Origin of the sequence: Blautia sp. An46 (assembly GCF_002161645.1) — a bacterium.
GTDB classification, from domain to species: domain Bacteria; phylum Bacillota; class Clostridia; order Lachnospirales; family Lachnospiraceae; genus Blautia; species Blautia ornithocaccae.
Genome location: NZ_NFIF01000009.1, coordinates 1 through 17,205, shown reverse-complemented (window position 1 = coordinate 17,205; position 17,205 = coordinate 1). Strand labels below are relative to the sequence as shown.

The 17,205-nt window shown below is 46.7% G+C and carries 14 protein-coding genes and 1 riboswitch; of the genes, 4 read left to right on the top strand and 10 right to left on the bottom strand.

Going from position 1 to position 17,205, the window contains the following annotated elements; genetic code table 11:
• The first annotated feature begins 106 nt into the window (after positions 1–106).
• Positions 107–1,195, top strand: coding sequence for an endonuclease/exonuclease/phosphatase family protein (locus B5G00_RS08730; protein ID WP_087271585.1), 1,089 nt, complete (start codon positions 107–109; stop codon positions 1,193–1,195).
• Here the strand turns inward: B5G00_RS08730 and B5G00_RS08725 are convergent.
• The 10 genes from B5G00_RS08725 to B5G00_RS08680 form a co-directional block, all read right to left on the bottom strand.
• Positions 1,192–2,592: an MATE family efflux transporter gene (locus B5G00_RS08725; RefSeq protein ID WP_087271582.1), complete on the bottom strand. Its 1,401-nt coding sequence runs from the start codon at positions 2,590–2,592 to the stop codon at positions 1,192–1,194. The two genes, B5G00_RS08730 and B5G00_RS08725, sit on opposite strands and share 4 nt — an antisense overlap.
• A gap of 379 nt (positions 2,593–2,971) precedes the next feature.
• Positions 2,972–3,167, bottom strand: a riboswitch (cobalamin riboswitch).
• 35 nt (positions 3,168–3,202) lie between these two features.
• Positions 3,203–3,427, bottom strand: a complete 225-nt coding sequence (locus B5G00_RS08720; RefSeq protein ID WP_087271579.1) for a small, acid-soluble spore protein, alpha/beta type — start codon at positions 3,425–3,427, stop codon at positions 3,203–3,205.
• Between the two features lie 83 nt (positions 3,428–3,510).
• The gene (locus B5G00_RS08715; RefSeq protein WP_087271575.1) at positions 3,511–3,696 is read right to left on the bottom strand and encodes a PspC domain-containing protein; all 186 of its coding nucleotides are present in this window, start codon (positions 3,694–3,696) and stop codon (positions 3,511–3,513) included.
• A gap of 15 nt (positions 3,697–3,711) precedes the next feature.
• On the bottom strand, positions 3,712–4,608 hold the full coding sequence (locus B5G00_RS08710) for a DUF4097 family beta strand repeat-containing protein (RefSeq protein ID WP_087271573.1): 897 nt from the start codon (positions 4,606–4,608) through the stop codon (positions 3,712–3,714).
• On the bottom strand, positions 4,605–5,417 hold the full coding sequence (locus B5G00_RS08705) for a DUF1700 domain-containing protein (RefSeq protein WP_087271570.1): 813 nt from the start codon (positions 5,415–5,417) through the stop codon (positions 4,605–4,607). The genes B5G00_RS08710 and B5G00_RS08705 overlap by 4 nt, the downstream gene beginning before the upstream one ends.
• Positions 5,414–5,737, bottom strand: a complete 324-nt coding sequence (locus B5G00_RS08700) for a PadR family transcriptional regulator (RefSeq protein WP_087271567.1) — start codon at positions 5,735–5,737, stop codon at positions 5,414–5,416. The genes B5G00_RS08705 and B5G00_RS08700 overlap by 4 nt, the downstream gene beginning before the upstream one ends.
• A 121-nt stretch (positions 5,738–5,858) precedes the next feature.
• Complete coding sequence (gene addA / locus B5G00_RS08695; RefSeq protein ID WP_087271564.1) at positions 5,859–9,584, bottom strand: helicase-exonuclease AddAB subunit AddA; 3,726 nt, start codon at positions 9,582–9,584, stop codon at positions 5,859–5,861.
• A gap of 2 nt (positions 9,585–9,586) precedes the next feature.
• Positions 9,587–13,030 (bottom strand): helicase-exonuclease AddAB subunit AddB, encoded by a 3,444-nt coding sequence (gene addB, locus B5G00_RS08690; protein ID WP_087271560.1) that lies wholly within the window; start codon positions 13,028–13,030, stop codon positions 9,587–9,589.
• A 68-nt stretch (positions 13,031–13,098) separates the two neighbouring features.
• Positions 13,099–13,908 (bottom strand): Cof-type HAD-IIB family hydrolase, encoded by an 810-nt coding sequence (locus tag B5G00_RS08685; RefSeq protein ID WP_087271557.1) that lies wholly within the window; start codon positions 13,906–13,908, stop codon positions 13,099–13,101.
• Positions 13,909–13,994: 86 nt separating this feature from the next.
• A complete protein-coding gene (locus B5G00_RS08680; protein WP_140403137.1) occupies positions 13,995–14,858 on the bottom strand; it encodes a hypothetical protein in 864 nt (287 codons plus the stop codon).
• A gap of 336 nt (positions 14,859–15,194) precedes the next feature.
• On the opposite strand from B5G00_RS08680, the gene B5G00_RS08675 reads away from it, so the two are divergent.
• From B5G00_RS08675 to B5G00_RS08665, 3 genes are all read left to right on the top strand, one after another.
• Positions 15,195–15,632 carry a hypothetical protein gene (locus tag B5G00_RS08675; RefSeq protein ID WP_087271552.1) on the top strand — a complete coding sequence of 146 codons (438 nt, stop codon included), beginning with the start codon at positions 15,195–15,197 and terminating at the stop codon, positions 15,630–15,632.
• A gap of 370 nt (positions 15,633–16,002) precedes the next feature.
• Positions 16,003–16,266, top strand: a complete 264-nt coding sequence (locus B5G00_RS08670; protein ID WP_087271549.1) for a CD3324 family protein — start codon at positions 16,003–16,005, stop codon at positions 16,264–16,266.
• Positions 16,267–16,465: 199 nt separating this feature from the next.
• Entirely contained in the window at positions 16,466–17,122 is a 657-nt protein-coding gene (locus B5G00_RS08665; protein ID WP_087271546.1) for a CatB-related O-acetyltransferase, read from the top strand.
• Positions 17,123–17,205: the final 83 nt, after the last annotated feature.

Below are 17,205 nucleotides of genomic sequence, written 5' to 3'. Positions count from 1 at the left end.
ATTGTGAATTTTTGCGGAAATTTAACAGAAGATAAACAAAAGATTTTCAAAAGAATGAGATTTTTTCCTTTTCCTATGTTACTATAATTCCATGAGGAGGATGAGCATGAAATCGAAAAAACTTTTACAGAAAACCGGGGAAAAATTCATACTTTCTTGTCTGACCGGGGCTCTGGGGGCCCTTTCCTGGTATACGCTGCGTGAATATCGCCCCCAAAAGGCAGAGTCCCTATCCCCGCCCAAAGGCCGCCGGCTCCTTTCCCCAGCAGATCCATTCCGGCTGCTTACCTGGAATATCGGATTTGCAGGTTTTGACAGTTCCATGGATTTCTTCATGGACGGAGGAAAAATGGTACGCCCCAGAAGTAAAAGTCAGGTTTTCCGAAATATGAAAGAAATTGGAAAAATCCTGACCTCCTGTACAGCCGATGCATATTTTCTCCAGGAGGTAGATCTGGATTCCTCCCGTTCCTATCATATGGATCAGCAGGATTATTTTGAGAAACGTATGGGCCTTCCTGGCGTCTTTGCCTGGAACTATAAGTGTGACTTTATCCCCTTCCCCCTTCCCCCTCTGGGAAAAATGAGCAGCGGCATCAGTACTTTTACAGATTTAAAGGTCCGTTCTGCCCGGCGTCTTGCTCTTCCCGAATCTTTCTCCTGGCCGGTAAAGACCTGTAATCTGAAACGCTGTATTCTTGAAGCCAGAATACCTGTCAAAGGCAGCAGCCGGGAACTGGTACTCCTGAATTTTCATCTGGAAGCCTATGATAAAGGAGAAGGAAAGCTGGCTCAGAGTCGGCTGCTCTCCCAGATCCTTTCCCGGGAATATGAAAAAGGCAATTATGTCATCGCCGGCGGGGATTTCAATCAGATTATAAAAGGAGAGGACAAATATCCTCTCCGTAAAAGCAAGAACTGGACCCCTGGTCTCCTGGAAAAAGACTTTCTTCCGGCCCACTTTTCCATAGCCGCCGATGATACCTGGCCCACCTGCCGGCTTCTGGACCGGCCTTACGACGGTTCTTCAGGGAAGTCCCTGGCATATGTGCTGGATGGGTTCCTGGTATCCGATAATCTGAAGATATCCCGTGTTTCTGTGATAAACACAGATTTTGCATATACGGACCACCAGCCTGTGATCCTGGAAGTGCAGTTTCTGGACAAAAACCCATACTGCCCTCAAAGTCTTTAGGATTTTCCTTTCCCAGATGTTTCTCTATACCCTACTTTGCTGGTCTGCTGGCGGAATAAGAGCAGCAGACCTCTTACGCATAATTCAATACACATTGCAGTCCACACTCCATGAAGTCCCCATTTTTCCACCAACAGCAGAGCCAGTGTAATACGCACGCCCCAAATACTGATCAGATTCAGGATACTGGGGACCAGGGAGTCTCCTGCTCCCCGGAGAGCTCCTGCAGCCACAATGGACACTCCATAAAGGGGCTCTGCAAAAAGCTGTATCCGCAGTACTTCCGCGGCAAGCTGCCGCACCTGAATATCCGGTGTCATCATATGAAAGATCCCAGGACATATGAAAAACATCAGAGATCCCGTTACTGCCATGATTCCGCCTCCCAGAAGCACAGAAAGATTGGAAAAACTTTTTGCAATCTTTTCCCTCCCGGCTCCCAGGCTCTGTCCTACCAGAGCAGTAGCTGCCTCAGCAATCCCATACCCTGGCATATAGCAGAGGCTCTCCGCTGTTACTGCAAAAGAGTTTGCTGCAATAGCCACAGTTCCCAGGGGTGCAATGATCCTGGTAGTAACGATCATAGCCCCACAGACAGCCACATGTTCAAAGGCCAGCGGAGCTCCCACCTGAAAAGCAGTGGTAAAAATCTTCTTATCCATTCCTCCCTTTTCTCCTCTGAATCGAAACACAGGGGAGCGGAAGCAAACCGCCCGGAGCATAAAAATACATACTACAGCCTGAGCAAGGGCTGTTCCTATTGCTGCTCCCAGCACACCGTAGTGCCGTATAAAGATCATATTGAAAACAATGTCCAGAAGACACATACTGGCGTTTAATATACTGGGCGTCCGCATATTTCCGCTGCACTGAAGCATGGAGCCTGCCAGCCGGTTTATCTGCACTGCAGGAAGAGAACATGCATAGACAAAGAAATAGCCTGATGCATCTGTCCAAAGCTCTTCTCCTGCTCCCAGCCATACAGGAAGTTTCCCGCTGATGGCTATTCCCACTGCCATGAGGATAAGGGAAAAACAAAGGGCTGCGGCAAGTCCGTGTTTCAGGATTTTTCTGGCATTGGCCTCTCTGCCCGCTCCAATCTGGTGTGCAGCCTGTACAGAAAAACCTGTAGCCACGCCGCTGCACAGTCCGCTAAGAAGCCAGGTGCTTGTGGAGACAACTCCAATAGATGCTGACGCCTGGGCCCCAAGGTTTCCCACCATTGCCTGGTCAATATACTGCATTAAAATAGAGGTTATCTGAGCCATGATGGCGGGAACGCTCATCTGCCAGACAATCGACAGTTTTTCCCTTCTTGTTATCTCTCCCTTTTGCCGAAAAAAAGCGGCAAGCCGCTCTTCTGGTCTGATTTTTCTCTTTTCTGTATATTCCGTCATTTTATCTGTCTCTTTCTTTTCCTTATCCTGCCCTCAATACACTAAGGACCTCTGTACAAAAAGAAGAGGGCGATAATGACCTCTTCTTTTCATAAATAAGAAATAATATGAAGTTTCCGGCGTTTCTCCCGGTTTTGTCACGATTTCTCTGTCCTGCGGAGGATGTGTATGTTCCGTTTGTTGCGGGAAAACGGATTGGATATACAGGACAACATTTAGAAACCGGGAGAACCGTCTGCCATTTAATCATGCATAATTCTATAAATTCAGGCGTTTACCTTTCGGCACTATTCCATAAAAAATTCCGCCTTCACATGAAAAGCGGAAACATATAGCCCCATCCAGGGCTACAGGGATTTCAAACTTTGCACGGAAGTTTTCACCTTACTGCTATTAAGCAGGTTTCCTGACTTATGGTTCTCCGCTTTGCCTCTCCTTCTCATACTTTCGTACAATGGATTTTGCTGACATTGCTCCCCAAATACAGTGACCGGATCGCTCAGGATTCTCACCTGATTCCCTTTTCACCAGTGTTGTGCGGTCAACGCTGATGCACTCAATAGGTTTATGGAATTACACACTTGTATAATACCACCAGCAGAGATTTGCGTCAAGAAATATTACTGTTTTCATCCACTTTTTCTTTCATCTTTTCCTCTCGTCTTCTCTTGGTCATAAGTCCTCCAATCCGTCCAGTTTCCTTAGCGGACAGACTTTTCCAGCCCCTTTCCAGAACTTTATCCAGAACCCCCAGTTCTTCTGCTATCTCATATTTCAACTGTTCCTCCTGAGGAATCTTGTTTAAATCAATTTTTTCTTCTTTTTTCTTAGACATCAAAAGCCACACTCCTTTTTCTTAGAGTATGGCCCTTTTCTTTCCCTTTATTCAGCTTTTTCTGCTTTCTGTCATATATTCTTCTATTTTGGAATAACAATGGCTGCAATAATATAAGCGATGATCCCGGAGCCAAAACTCATACAGGTCACAATAACCCAGGCAAGGCGGATCAGGGTAGGATCTATGTTAAAATACTCCCCGATCCCTCCGCAGACTCCCGCCAGCATATAATTTACAGAAGAACGATATAATCTCTTATCTGACATGACACATACTCCTTTCTATTGATCCTCAAAATCTATTCTGATATTTCCTGCATTGTTCTCTATGTCCATGGTCTTATCTGAAGATACTGCTCCAAATGTTCCTTCATGAAAGCCATCTATACTTTCTCCGCCCAGGTCCAGGGCGCCGGAGTCCACACGGACATCTGCCGTATAGTCCTCCAGTCTTCCGGTATATTTTATCCGTAGCCGTCCGGCGTCACAGTTCAGAGTGGAATCGTCAGCCTCCATCAGTTCCACCTCCAGATTACCTGCCGCCACATCTATATCACAGCTCCCGGCCGCAAGTTTTCCTTCTGCTTCCAGGCTTCCTGCGCTGGAGTTCAGGTACAGCTCCTCAAATACCTTAGCCTGAGGGATCTGGATCAGTAAAGACCTGCTGCTGTCCACAAGCCCATCGCTTCTGGATACAGTAAGGACTCCTGTATCAATGTCAAAATCTGCCACATACAGACTAGAATCCAGTCCGGAACCTGAAACCCATATTTTTTCATCCGGAGAGGGCTGTATCCGGATTTCTCCCGCTTCTGCTGTCACATAAAGACTTTTCACCCTTGAAGCCTCAATGCTGCCCCTCTGGCTGGCCTCGGACCAGTCCATATTGCGGACACCGGTTTCATCAGACCAGTCTCTGGTCCAGGATTCTCCTCTTTCCTGCCAGTAATTTTCCCATTCCTCTCCCATCTCTTCCAGATCGTCCAGGTCCGTCAGCCGTTCCAGCCAGTCAGTTCCAAACCAGCGGTAAAAAACATGATTATTTTCTGTGCTTCTTTCCAGGCCGTCCAGAAATGCCTTTGGGGAAGCCCCGAAAAGGATTCCCCCTGCTGTCAGGATCCCTCCTGTGACCAGCATGACAAGAGCTGTGATCAAAGCAATTTTTGTAAACTTTTTCATGAATTTTCACCTCCCCGGATACCTCTGTGCAGGACCCTCTGGATCAAATCCACCGCCCAGCGGAATACAGCCGGAAACGCCCGGAAGATCAGCCAGATGAAAGCCAGAAGCAGCAGAATACCAACTGCCGTCATCATAAGAGCCCCTCCCACACAGGCAACTGCCGTAGGGGGAGAAGCCAGCTGGAACACCAGGCTGTGAATCAGAAACATAAGGCCGCCTACGGTCAGGCCGATCCCTCCTGCCAGGAGTCCGATGATCCCTCCGATGATTCCTATCAGCAGGCCCAGGGCCCCCATTCCGAAACCAAACACAAAGGGGAGGGCCACTACAGCAAAAATGATCAGCAGAATCCAGCCGGCTCCGCTTCTGGAATGTCTTGGATTCTGTCCGTAATTTCTTCCGTATCCGGCTCTGCTGTAAGGGCCGTCATAGCTGTGCTGCCTTCTCTCCCCCTGGGGATCTCTGTATCTGGTGCCGTCCCAGTTATTTTCTTCCTGGCCGGTTTCAGATCTCTCACTGTTTTCTTTCATTTCCGAAGGTTCCGGCACCTTTTTCTCCTGGAATCTCTCGTCCGTATATCCCGTCTCTGTATATTCTCCGTACTGTATCCCTTCATTTTCCAGATCTGACCGGATGATGGCCGCTACCTTACCGGGGCTTCCCAGCTCCTGGATCACTTTTCCTTCATTCTCTGCTCCGGCGTCTTCAAAGTAATCCTGATAATATTCCAGAGCCTCCTTTCTCTCAGACTCCGGTATATCCCACAGCAGCCGTTCCAGCTGCTCTAAAAATTCTGTTCTGTTCATTTCAGTTCCCCTCCCTCAAACAATCTGCTGATTTTCGTTGAGTAGCTTTTCCATTCTTCCCTGTATAGATTCATTTGTACCATACCTTTTTCGGTAACTTTATAATATCTCCTGTTCCTGCCTGCGAATTCCCGGTCATAGGTTTCCAGGCACTCATCTTTCTGAAGGCGCCTCAGAACCGGATACAGGGTGGATTCTGAAACTTCCAGTACCCGGCGCACATCCTGAGTAATCTTATAACCATAGGTCCCCTCCTCCTCTCTGGACACAACTGCCAGAACGATGGCATCCAGAAGGGCTGCACCTGTATTGAAAATCATTTCCTCACCCCTTTGCTATTTCTTATTTAATACTATATGTCATATAATATAATTTTGTCAACAATATTATATTAAGAATTTCTAAAGATTTATGGAAGAAAAGTAAAAAACCCCGGCACTCTCACACCGGGATTTCTTTTTTCAGATAAAAGGAGTAGATGTATTTTTCTTTTACTTTTTTCCCTGTCATACGCTCCAGGGCTTCCTGATAATACAGAAGCTGTATCCTGTATTTTTCTGTCAGCTCCTGGGGATTTCCTGAGGGTATTCGGTCTGTCTTATAGTCTACCAGCACCAGGCCGTCTTCTTCCTCAAAGAAAGCGTCGATAATTCCCTGGACCAGGATTTCTTCTTCTGATTGATACTCCCTGCTTACTGAAGAAGCAGGCACTCCTATGACAAAGGGCTGTTCTCTCTTTAAGAGCCCTTTTGCCGCTGCTGCTTTCATTCTCTGTCCCAGGCTGCTTTCGGCAAGGTCATAAATATCTTTGGGCCATACGGAGCTTTGCACTGCCTGGGAAATCTTTCCCATACGGCAAAGTTCCTGTATCTGTCCTCTCACCTCTTCCAGACTGCCAGTTTTCTCATAATCCAGCCGTTCCAGAACTGCATGATAGGCAGTCCCTCTTTCTGCACCCTTCAGCTCCTCCTGCTCCGTTCTCATAAATGCCGGAACATAACCCTCTTCTGGTTCTTCTTCACCAGAAACCGTTTTCTGATCTTTCCCGCTGTCCGGATAGAGATTCAGACTTTCCTCGTCCTCTTCTGTCTGAATCCTTTTTACCTCAGATACCGTCACCTTGGCCGGAATCCTGGCAAGGTCTTTATAAGGATACACATAGGAAAAACTTTCTTCCAGTTCTTTCTTCGTATCAGAGTCGTAGACTTTTCCAGTATCCCAGTTCAGGTATCCTTCCTTTTCTTCCAGCTCTCTGGTTCTGGCATCCAATTCTCCCCTTACCAGCTCCAGAGGCGACACCTTCCGGATCTTAAAATCTCCGGAGCCTTCATAAAGTGGGTTCAGGGGATATACTCCAAGATTCACTGACTGGTACAGCTCCTTCATAACTCTGTGTCTGGCCAGGGCCGACAAAATCCAGTCCAGATAACTTTTGCCCTTCATCCGCACCCCATAGGGCAGCCGGGTCTGTTCCCGCCGCTTCAGCATTTCCTGCTGGGAAAGCCTCTCTGCCAGCTTTGAAATCGTCCCTGTAAGAATCAGTTTTTCTTTTGCCCTTGTAAGGGCTACATAGAGGATCCGCAGCTCCTCTCCCAGACTTTCCAGAGTAATCTCCTGCTGAATGGCCCGCTGGAGAATGGTTCTGGTCCGGATTCGCAGTTTTTCATCTACACAAGGCGCACCGATCCCCAGATCCGGATGGAGTACAATACTCTCTCTGGCATCCTGCATATTCATCTGTTTTCCCATACCTGCCACAAATACCACAGGGAATTCCAGGCCTTTGCTGCCGTGGATACTCATGATCTTCACCGTATCCTCTTTTTCTGAGAGAATGTTGGCTTCCCCAAAATCCACCTGATATTTTTTCAGATTTTCAATATACCGGACAAAGTTGAACAGCCCCCTGTAGCTGGTGCTCTCATAGTCCCTGGCTTTTTCCAGGAGCATGAGAAGATTGGCCTTTCTCTGCTCTCCGGAAGGGAATGCCTGCTGCCAGAGAAGAAAGCCTGTCTGGTCAAAGAAATCCCAGATAAGCTGATGGATAGGAGTATAAGGCACTTCCCGGCGCAGTTTCCGATAGGTTTTTAAAAAACCTATCACCTTATCCTGGAGGGGATTGGGAACCTTTTCTGTCTCCAGCAGCGCCTCATAAAGAGTAATCTTCTCTCCTGCGTTTCCCAGATTCCGGATCTGGGTCAGTTCTTCAAAGGTAAATCCCTGAGACTGGTTTTTCAAAGCCCCTGCCAGAGGGATATCCTGAAAGGGATTGTCCAAAATCTGCAGGTAGTCCAGCACAGCCGCTACCTCAGGGGCAGAGAAATATCCTGTCTTTGTGGTAACACTGGCCGGAATATTGCAGGAATTCAGGATCTTTTTAAAAGTCTCGGACCAGCCGGTCATGGTTCTGAGAAGAATGGTGATATCCGAATATTTCACCGGTCTTAACTCTCCGGTTTCTTTGTCTGTCACCTGCCCTGTCTCTCTCAGTTCCCGGATACGCAGGGCAATCATCCTTGCCTCCAGCTCCCGGGCAGTTTCCGGACTGTCCTGTTCCTGCCATACCGGGTCGTCTTCCTCCAGAAGAAGGACTTCCGCTGCAGGCTCTGTTTCCTTTGGAAGCTCTGGAAACTGTCCCTGGGGATAAAGCGCTGCATCTTTATCGTACTCTACCCCGCCCAGGTCCTCTCCCATGATCTGGTAGAAAATATAATTCACACTGTCCAGCACTGTTCCCCGGCTGCGGAAATTTTTATGAAGGTCGATGCGGTAAGTCTTTCCTCCCGGGATCACCGGATAACTGTGGAATTTTTCCATAAACAGGTCCGGACGGGCCAGTCGGAACCGATAAATACTCTGCTTTACATCTCCTACCATAAAGATGTTGTATTCCCCTTCTTCCACACGGGAAACAGAGGTAAGAATCTTCTCCTGGACCAGATTGCTGTCCTGATACTCGTCGATCATGATTTCCGCAAACTGGTCTGCCAGTTCCCTGGCTGCCCCAGTCCGCTCATCCTTTTCCGGGCTGTGATTTACCAGGATTTCCAGAGCATAATGTTCCAGGTCTGAAAAATCCAGGATATTTTTCTCCTGCTTTTTCTTTTTGTAAGCTTCCATAAAAGCCAGTGTCAGATCCACCAGCACTCCTACGGGCTGGGCCGCTGCCTGAAGGTGTTCCACCATTTCCTCTGGGGATTCCTGGAAGTACCTGGCCTTCAGATCATTTAATAGATCTTTTGCCTGGCTGCGAAGGTTCTTGGCCAGCTCCTGTTTTTCCTCAGCCACCAGCTCCTTCTCCGCCTTTTTCCCCGGAGGAAGGCGCTTAAATTCCAGATGATCCGCAGCCTCTTTCCAGTCAAAAAACTTCTCCATAGAAAGAAGCTTCTCCACAGATTTTTTTTCTTCTTCCAGGAGAGGGATATAAAAGCCGGGACCGTCTCCCTCTTCTGCCACTTCCAATGCCTGAGTAAGAAGCTCCCCTGCTTCTTCTATCTGCTTGCTGATTTCTCTTTTTACTGCCTCCATCCAGGCGGAATTTTCCAGGTCCTCCTGACTCTTTACATCATAGGCTCTGCGGCAATCCTCCAGCCATTCTTCCGGATAGGGATAACTCATGGAAAACTCATAGAGCTTCAGCACCAGGTCTTCAATATTCTCATCGGATTTTCCCTGAGAAAAGCCCTCTACAAAAGAAGCAAATTCTCTATAATCCTCTCTTCCATAGGCTTCTTCCAGGATTTTTCCTGCCACGTCTGCTTTCATCAGCCGCATCTCCCCTTCATCTCCCATACGGAAGGAAGGGTCCAGGTCAATCAGATGGAAATAATTCTTTACCACATAGGAACAAAAGCTGTCTATGGTAGTGAGCTGGGCATGATGGACCAGAGTGCTCTGTCTTAAAAGGTGTTCGTTTTCGCTGTCCTCCTCCAGTCTCTGCTCAATAGCTCTGGCAATCCGCTCTTTCATCTCTCCTGCTGCCGCTCTTGTAAAAGTCACTACCAGCAGCCGGTCAATATCCACAGGCCGGTTCTTATCCAGGATCCGCTGAAGGATCCGCTCTACCAGCACCGCAGTCTTTCCGCTTCCTGCAGCGGCGCTGACCAGAATATTGCAGTCTCTGGTGTCAATGACCCGCTGCTGTTCTTCTGTCCATGAAACTGCCATATCTATTCCTCCTCCCTGTGGGTTGTATTTTTCAGTGCTGCTTTCATCTTTTCCCAGATTTCCTCTGGCTTACAGGTTCCAAGCCTCCGATAGGAATATCCTGGGATTTTCTCATCAAAGCCGCAGACATTCCGGTAAGGACAGTAATCACAGGCACATTCCTTTTGATAGGCAAAAGGATTCACCTCCACCTTTCCCTGAAGGATTTCCTGACCGATTTCTGTAGCTTTATAGTTTACATAATTCATAATTATAGAGAACTGTTCCTGGTCTGCCACCCTGGAGTTTCCGGCCAGGGTGCCTTTTGCCGTATATTTTACCGGAACTGCCAGAGACTCTATACTTTTTCCTGCAGCCAGGTCTTTGTCCAGCCGCTCCAGGATCTCCGGCTCCCGGGCTGCCAGACCGTCCATCTTCAGCTTCTTCAGGATTTCCCGATCCGGATGCTCCGGGTCTTTTACATCTTCCCGGTTCAGCACCGGATCTTTGATATTATAGTAAAAAATTCCCGCAGGAATGATTTCTTCGTTTGGAAAGCGCCTCTGTTCCAGCTCCACTGCCGCACTTAAGTACAGGGCAAGCTGTAACTGAAGGCCATAATACATTTTTACCGGATCTAACTGGGTATTTCCAGATTTATAATCAATAACTTTCACATAGACTTTGCCATTTTCTCTGCACAGGTCGATCCGGTCAATCCTTCCTGTAAGATGAAGGATTTCCTCCGGAGAAAGCTCCAGATCCAGGCTGGAAATATTATCCCAGGGACCGAAAGCCCATTCTGTAAGGGCCGGGAAAAACCGTCCCTGGCGAAGCTGGAACTGAAGGGCCCACACCGTTCTCTTTACCATTCTTTTCGCACGTTTTACGGTATAGGCGTTTCTTGCAGAGGAAAGAAGCACCGTCTCTCCTGCCTGGGCTACTACCTGATCCACACAGGCCTCTGCCAGCCGGTCTCTCTCCCCATCTTCCAGCTGAGTCCAGGAAATCCCTTCTTCCCGAAGCTTTCTGGCAAAAAGGTCCAGACTATTGTGAAGAAGGGTTCCTAGATCTGCCATAGTAAACTGGTACCGGACGCGTTCCTTAAAAGCCAGGCCGTAGGTCAGAAAATGGGCACAGGCGCACCGGGCAAACTGTTCCAGCCGGGTGGCGCTGTTTTCCAGCTCTCTGCCGTAAAGGATCTGAGCCGCCGCCTTTCCAATGGCGTCCTGTGGGTTGACATAATAGGCAGTCTCCACCAGCCGGTCTGCCCAGGTCTTCCACCTCTCCTCTTTCTGAAACCATGTATACAGTTCCTGAAAAACCGGGCTTTTCCCCTGTCTCCCTCCCAGTTCCCTGGCCACCTGCTCCAAAGCTCCCTGGATATTTTCTGTATACATAGGAACTTCCTGGGTCTGCCTTGCCTGGGGGAACAGCTTTTCTGTCTGGCTGACCAGATAGGAAGGAGAAATCACATCTCCATTGCCGTTTAACCGGCTATAAGTAAGGTATACTCTTTCGCTGGGCTTTGTAAGATTCAGATAGAGATAAAACTTCTGGGTATAAAGCTCCTCTCTAGCTGTGGGCGCCAGAGCCAGTCCCAGTCTTTCAAGAGGTCCTTCCAGTTCCTCCCTGTTTAAATCCGAGAGAATCTTGCTCCCAGACTTTTCTTTGGGGATTTTCCCCTCATTGACTCCCACAAAAAAAAGAATCTTAATATCCTTCAGCCTGGTCCTTTCCATATCTCCTACCAGAACCTGGTCTGCGGCAGGAGGGATCACGCCCACCTTTGCTTCGGAAAGCCCTGCCTCCAGAATCTCCTTAAAGGCCCCTGGCCGTACCTGCTCATCTCCCAGCACTTCCACCAGCTTATCCAGAAGGTCCATGACGATCTGGTAGATCTGACTGTATTCTTTGGCCATGGCCATTTCCCCGGCTGCGGTAAATCCTTCTTCATAAAGCTTCAGCTTTTTCTCGATCTGATTCCTGCAGATAAATTCATAAAGAGCCTGGCAGCAGGTCCTGATGGTACCCTGAGGACTCTTCAGCCCTTCCGCAAAAGGCCGCCACATATCCACAAGACGCTGTCTTACCGGGTTCAGTTTTACACATTCTTCCGGATCTTCTCCACGATAAGAGCGCACCCACTCCTGGTCCCACCGGTCAAGTCCCCGGATTCCCATAGCGATGACATAATTCTCCAGCCGGTCTGTTTCTTCTTCGGTTATATCTGTGAGACCACAGCGTAAGAACCGAAATACACTTTCATAGGTAAAATTTTCCACCACCATATCCACGGCGCTGCGGATATATTCAATAAAGGGATTCATGAAAAGAGAATGTTTCTCATCTACAAAACAAGGAATCCCATATTTTTCAAAAGCTCTTCTGGCTGCCGGGGAATAAACCTCCATATCTCCTGTAACCAGGGCAAAATCCCCGAAACGATAGCCTTCCTTCCGGACCATATGACGGATCCGGCAGGCTGTCTCCTCCATTTCTTCCTGGGGGTTCAGAGCTTCCCGGATAAAAACTGCTTTTTCTTTGCCTGCATAAGGCCGGTAATTTTTTCGGAAAATATTTCTTTCCAGATAGTCCAGGGCTTCATTATTCCGGAATCTCCCCTGATACTTCTCACCTTTTTGGGGAATCCAGATTTCACTCCAGGAAGTCCCCGTCTCCTCTGCAAGTTTACATAATCTATTCACCGTCTGCCGGGTAAGGTAAAAAAGTCCATAAGGGCTTCCCAGACGATAGGGATCCTCTCCTCTTCCCATAGTGAGGGGGATATATACCTGCCTGCAAAGCTTCAGCAGCTTTTCCATTACCTGAATCTGGATAGGAGTAAATCCAGTATAGCCATCCAGGACCACTGTGCTGTCCTTCAGTTTTTCTGACTGGTCCGCCCGCTGGGCCAGAACATCCAGGACTTCCTCCTGGGTAATAAACTTTCCTTCCAGATAATCAAAAAAGCCTTTGTACAAAGTCTGAATATCTTTCAGCTTGTAAAAAAGCTCTGGTTTATCCTCCACATCCTCCAGAAGTTTATCCAGGTCCTCTACCTGTATCTCATACTGCCGCAGTTCTGAAACCATAGATTTTAACTGGGAGACATAACCCTGTTTATTCATCTTAGAGCCCAGTATCTTCAGCTCCTTCTTTTTCTCCTGGGCTACCTTCCGAAGGACCATACTCTTTCCGGTTTCTTCCAAAAGCTCCTGTGAAAGAGCTCCTGTCTCCTCCAGAACCCGGAAGGCCAGACGCTCAAAGCTCAGAACGTCAATATTCATGATCCCCTTCCTGGGATGGAGCATGACCAATTCCTTCTGGGTCTGCATGGTAAACTGCTCCGGCACCAGTATCAGATACTGTCTTTTGGGGTTTTCCAAAGATTCCTCTATGATTCTGTTGTAAATATAATGGGATTTTCCCGAACCAGAGGGTCCGAAAATAAACTGTAACGCCATTCTGTTCTTCCCTTCTGTCCAAAAGCAGCCTCGTAAATAGACTGTTAAGAATATTTATTCATGGGCTGCTACTGAAAAAATTTTTCAATAACTTCTGCCACACCGTCATGGTCATTGTCATTTACAGTAATATAGTCCGCCACATCCTTTACTTTCTCCTGGGCGTTGGCCATAGCTACTCCCAGCCCAGCAAACTGGATCATGGACACGTCGTTGAACCCATCTCCGCAGCATACCATCTCCTCCCTGGAAATTTCCAGAATCTCCAGAAGGTGACGGAGGGAATATGCCTTGTCCACATTCTTGGGAGTAATCTCCAGGAAATAAGGCTCCGAGCGGAATACCTGAGCTTCATGCTGATACTTTCTGGCCATCATAGGCTCTAAAGCTTCCAAGTCCTGGGGTTCTCCGGTAAGCAGACACTTATTGACAGGGAAATCGATAAAAGTGCCAAAGTTCTTCCGGTATTCAATAGGAATCTGGTTGATCCTGGATTCAATGGCCATGTACTGATCCGGCTCCGTTCCAGAGTAGATCACATCTCCACGGTAAGTAATGATCCCGATTTGATTCTCCAGCGCATCTCTCCACAGTCTGGCCGGAAGGCTTAAAGGCAGTGTCCGCTCAAAAACACACTCCTTTGTTTTGAAGTTCAGGATCCTTGCTCCGTTAAAAGGCAGGATATAACTTCCATAAGTCTGAAAACCCAGAGCCTCTGCCACATAGGAGACTCCCTGAGGGGGCCTGCCGGAAGCGATTGCCACAGGCACCCCCTGCTCCTGAAGGCGGATTACCGCCTTCCTTGTCTTCTCACTTACCTGTTTCTGTGAATTGGTCACAGTACCATCTATATCTAAAACCAATAATTTATATTTCATAATCTTCCTCTTTTTCTGCCGATAAATATTGTACGGAAACCCTGTTCAGCAAATCCATAATATGGATTAGTTCCTATTTGCTGTACTTAGATTCCATACTCCTGGAATAGTTTTTCCAACAGCTGGGGATCGGACGCAGCCTTTACCATTAAAGATGTCTTTCCATCTTTATCCAGACACAAGATCAAACGGTTGTATCGTTCCTGGTTTTCCTGTCTTCCCTCTATCCTGCCCTCTTCCATAAAATCTTCTCTCAACATTTGTCCCAGTATTGTCATTTTGACTTCCTCCTTTATTTTTTCCAGTTCTGCTCTGCTAAGCAATTTGTTAGCCAGTGCATAGAGCATGGCTTCCATTTTTTTCGCTTCTTCTCTGCTGATCAGCTTATCCTCTCTATTTATGGTTTTAATTCCCTCAAGTATCCTGGTTTTGATCTCAGATTTACCTCCCATAAGAGGGCTTAGGAGCATTGGAACGAGGTCTTTTCTTTTCAGATTTTTCTTCTTTTGTATTTTTCGGAGAATTTTATCCCCATCTTTCTTCTTCATTTGTATCAGCTTAACCCGATAGGTATTAATCCCTTCAGTAAGCTCAGTGCGTATGTGTTTCCCGTTTGCTGTACAGATCACACAGGTAAGCACTTCTACACCATAGGTTCTGCTGGTAGCTGCTTCGTACTCCCGGAACCTTCGCAGATCATCTTTTGTAATGGGATCGCTTTCGAATTCAATATGATACCACCAGCCATTTTTCATTACATAGTTAAAATCCTGATACATTTTCCTAGTTTCCAGATCTACCAGCTCCGTAGGGGCGATTCCTTCTACAGGTTCTTTTACGCCCAGCCACCTCAGTAATTCTTCACCGAAAAACTGAGCTCCCGTCTTCATGATCTCGTCTTCTACCTGTCCCAGGGGTTTTGATGGTTCCTGACAGTTTGTTTCCTTCAAAAGGCCTCCTTTCGGGCCTGCAGAAACTGTATCTGTAAAATCATTATACACAAAAGAAATGGTCCTGCCCAGATTAATCTTTGTTTTCCTGATTGTTTTATTATTTGAGAAATATGTCCGAATTGGACGGATGTGATATAAAAATACTATTAGACTGTTTTGAAAATTTTACAGATACCTCTGCTTTTCCATTTCCCGTAATTAAATGGTAGCACAGATCACACGGAATGTACAGAATTTCTGCCCTCCATCCCCTCCGCTGGAAGAATCAAAACTTCCGTCATATTTTCCCCATTTCTATAATATGCTATAAAAAGAAATGCAGGAGGTGCAGCCATGAGCTCAAAAACAAAAATTGTGGTACTACATATGAAAGAAGTTATCTATACCGGTATTTTCGTGGTCTTTGCCATTGTACTGGCTGTTCTGCTCTTTATGATGTTCGGAAAAAACAAAGAGGCGGATCCGGCCAGCGCAGATGCAGTTTATCATGCCGGTGTATACACAAGTCCCATAACCTTAAACGACAATACCTTTGACGTAGAGGTCACTGTGGACGAAGACCACATTAATTCCATCTCTCTGAAAAACCTCAGCGAGACCACCACCGCCATGTATCCTCTTATGGAGCCAGCCCTGGATGCCCTCTCCACTCAGATCTGCCAGTCCCAGTCTACGGAAAACATCACTTATTCAGAAGAAAACAAATATACCTCTATGCTGCTTCTGGATGCTATCAACAAGGCGCTGGATAAGGCAATAATCACAGAATAGAAAGGGAGCTTTCACAGCTCCTTTTCTGCTTCTCTGTTCATTTCTCTCCCATTTTCTCTCATACTCCCCAGTATACAGTCCCACCTACATTTTCCATAACAGCCAGGCTGAATTTCAGGCGATATTTCTTGAGCCCTTAAGTTCTTAATGCTATACTGCTTTTATACAGAGGCACTGCCCTCTCTGTCAAAAGTATTTGCCCAGCATCAAGGTGGTGAGATTTATGTGCGGAAATAGAAAAAAGAAGAACCAGGCTTATCTCCACGCAAAGCCAGTATCCTAAGCGGCCTTTACGTGGAGTAACCAGAGAAGCCGCTTATGTAAAATTGCTGGCTTTGCTCCTTGGCATGATCAAGAAGGAGGCCTGCATTTGAAATATATAAATGCAAAGACAATTCTTCCCAAAGCATTGATCGAAGAACTGCAGAACTACGTTCAGGCCGGCTATATCTATGTACCGGCAAAAGAAGAGCAGCGAAAATCCTGGGGAGAATTATCTGGTTATCGAAAAGAGCTGGAAAAGCGCAATAGAAAGATTCGCGCCGAATATGACCAGGGCATTTCCCCAGAGGATCTAGCCTGCCGCTATTGCCTTTCCATATCTGCTATACGTAAAATTATTTATCAAAAATAATAAAGGGACTGCCGTATCAAAGAAATCCAGAGATGCGGCGGTCCTTTTCTACAAAACAGTACCGTATTATTCTGTAGATTGCAGAAAAGAAAGTCCTCCAGGTAAAATATTCTCAGAACATTCCCCCAGGCAGCCAACGATATAGGACTTCAGAAATCACTGACTGCGGGGAAATCTTTTACTTAAGGAGGGTATCAGAATGGCTACGGCAGATAAAGTCTATCCCCGGACTGGAGATGGGGAAACTGTTTATTTAAAAAATGTGATCACAGATTCCAATATCGAAATAGGGGATTTTACTATCTACAATGATTTTGTCAATGACCCCAGAGAATTTCAGAATAACAATGTTCTGTATCACTATCCCATCAACGGAGACCGGCTCATTATTGGAAAATTCTGCTCCATTGCCTGTGGTGTAAAGTTTCTTTTTAACAGTGGAAATCACAAAATGTCATCTCTTTCCACCTATACTTTTCCTCTGTTTTTTGAAGAATGGGGACTTGAAAAAGACAAGGTTACTGAAGCCTGGGATCACAAAGGGGACATCGTAATCGGCAATGATGTGTGGATCGGTTATGAGGCTGTGATACTTTCAGGAGTTTCTATAGGAGACGGCGCCGTTATTGGCTGCCGGGCTGTTGTTACCAGGGATGTTCCCCCTTATACCGTTGTAGGAGGAGTCCCTGCAAAGCCTATCCGAAAACGATTTGATGAAAACATCATAGAGGAACTCCTGGAAATAAAATGGTGGGACTGGCCGGAAGAAAAAATCGCCGAAAGGATTAAATCCATACAAAATGGAGATTTAAAAGGATTAAGAAAGCTTCCTGTATACTATAAATCAAGGAGTTGACCAAAGAAAATACCTCAAGTAAATTTAGATTATTACTGACCTGGCGAGTTGGTAAAATCTAAAAACACAAGAGGTATCTGAAA

What these genes read in the sequence shown, in the direction of transcription:
- B5G00_RS08730 (WP_087271585.1), top strand. Translation starts at nt 107, where the DNA reads ATGAAATCGAAAAAACTTTTACAGAAAACCGGGGAAAAATTCATACTT.
- B5G00_RS08725 (WP_087271582.1), bottom strand. Translation starts at nt 2,592, where the DNA reads ATGACGGAATATACAGAAAAGAGAAAAATCAGACCAGAAGAGCGGCTT.
- B5G00_RS08720 (WP_087271579.1), bottom strand. Translation starts at nt 3,427, where the DNA reads ATGTCTAAGAAAAAAGAAGAAAAAATTGATTTAAACAAGATTCCTCAG.
- B5G00_RS08715 (WP_087271575.1), bottom strand. Translation starts at nt 3,696, where the DNA reads ATGTCAGATAAGAGATTATATCGTTCTTCTGTAAATTATATGCTGGCG.
- B5G00_RS08710 (WP_087271573.1), bottom strand. Translation starts at nt 4,608, where the DNA reads ATGAAAAAGTTTACAAAAATTGCTTTGATCACAGCTCTTGTCATGCTG.
- B5G00_RS08705 (WP_087271570.1), bottom strand. Translation starts at nt 5,417, where the DNA reads ATGAACAGAACAGAATTTTTAGAGCAGCTGGAACGGCTGCTGTGGGAT.
- B5G00_RS08700 (WP_087271567.1), bottom strand. Translation starts at nt 5,737, where the DNA reads ATGATTTTCAATACAGGTGCAGCCCTTCTGGATGCCATCGTTCTGGCA.
- addA (WP_087271564.1), bottom strand. Translation starts at nt 9,584, where the DNA reads ATGGCAGTTTCATGGACAGAAGAACAGCAGCGGGTCATTGACACCAGA.
- addB (WP_087271560.1), bottom strand. Translation starts at nt 13,030, where the DNA reads ATGGCGTTACAGTTTATTTTCGGACCCTCTGGTTCGGGAAAATCCCAT.
- B5G00_RS08685 (WP_087271557.1), bottom strand. Translation starts at nt 13,908, where the DNA reads ATGAAATATAAATTATTGGTTTTAGATATAGATGGTACTGTGACCAAT.
- B5G00_RS08675 (WP_087271552.1), top strand. Translation starts at nt 15,195, where the DNA reads ATGAGCTCAAAAACAAAAATTGTGGTACTACATATGAAAGAAGTTATC.
- B5G00_RS08665 (WP_087271546.1), top strand. Translation starts at nt 16,466, where the DNA reads ATGGCTACGGCAGATAAAGTCTATCCCCGGACTGGAGATGGGGAAACT.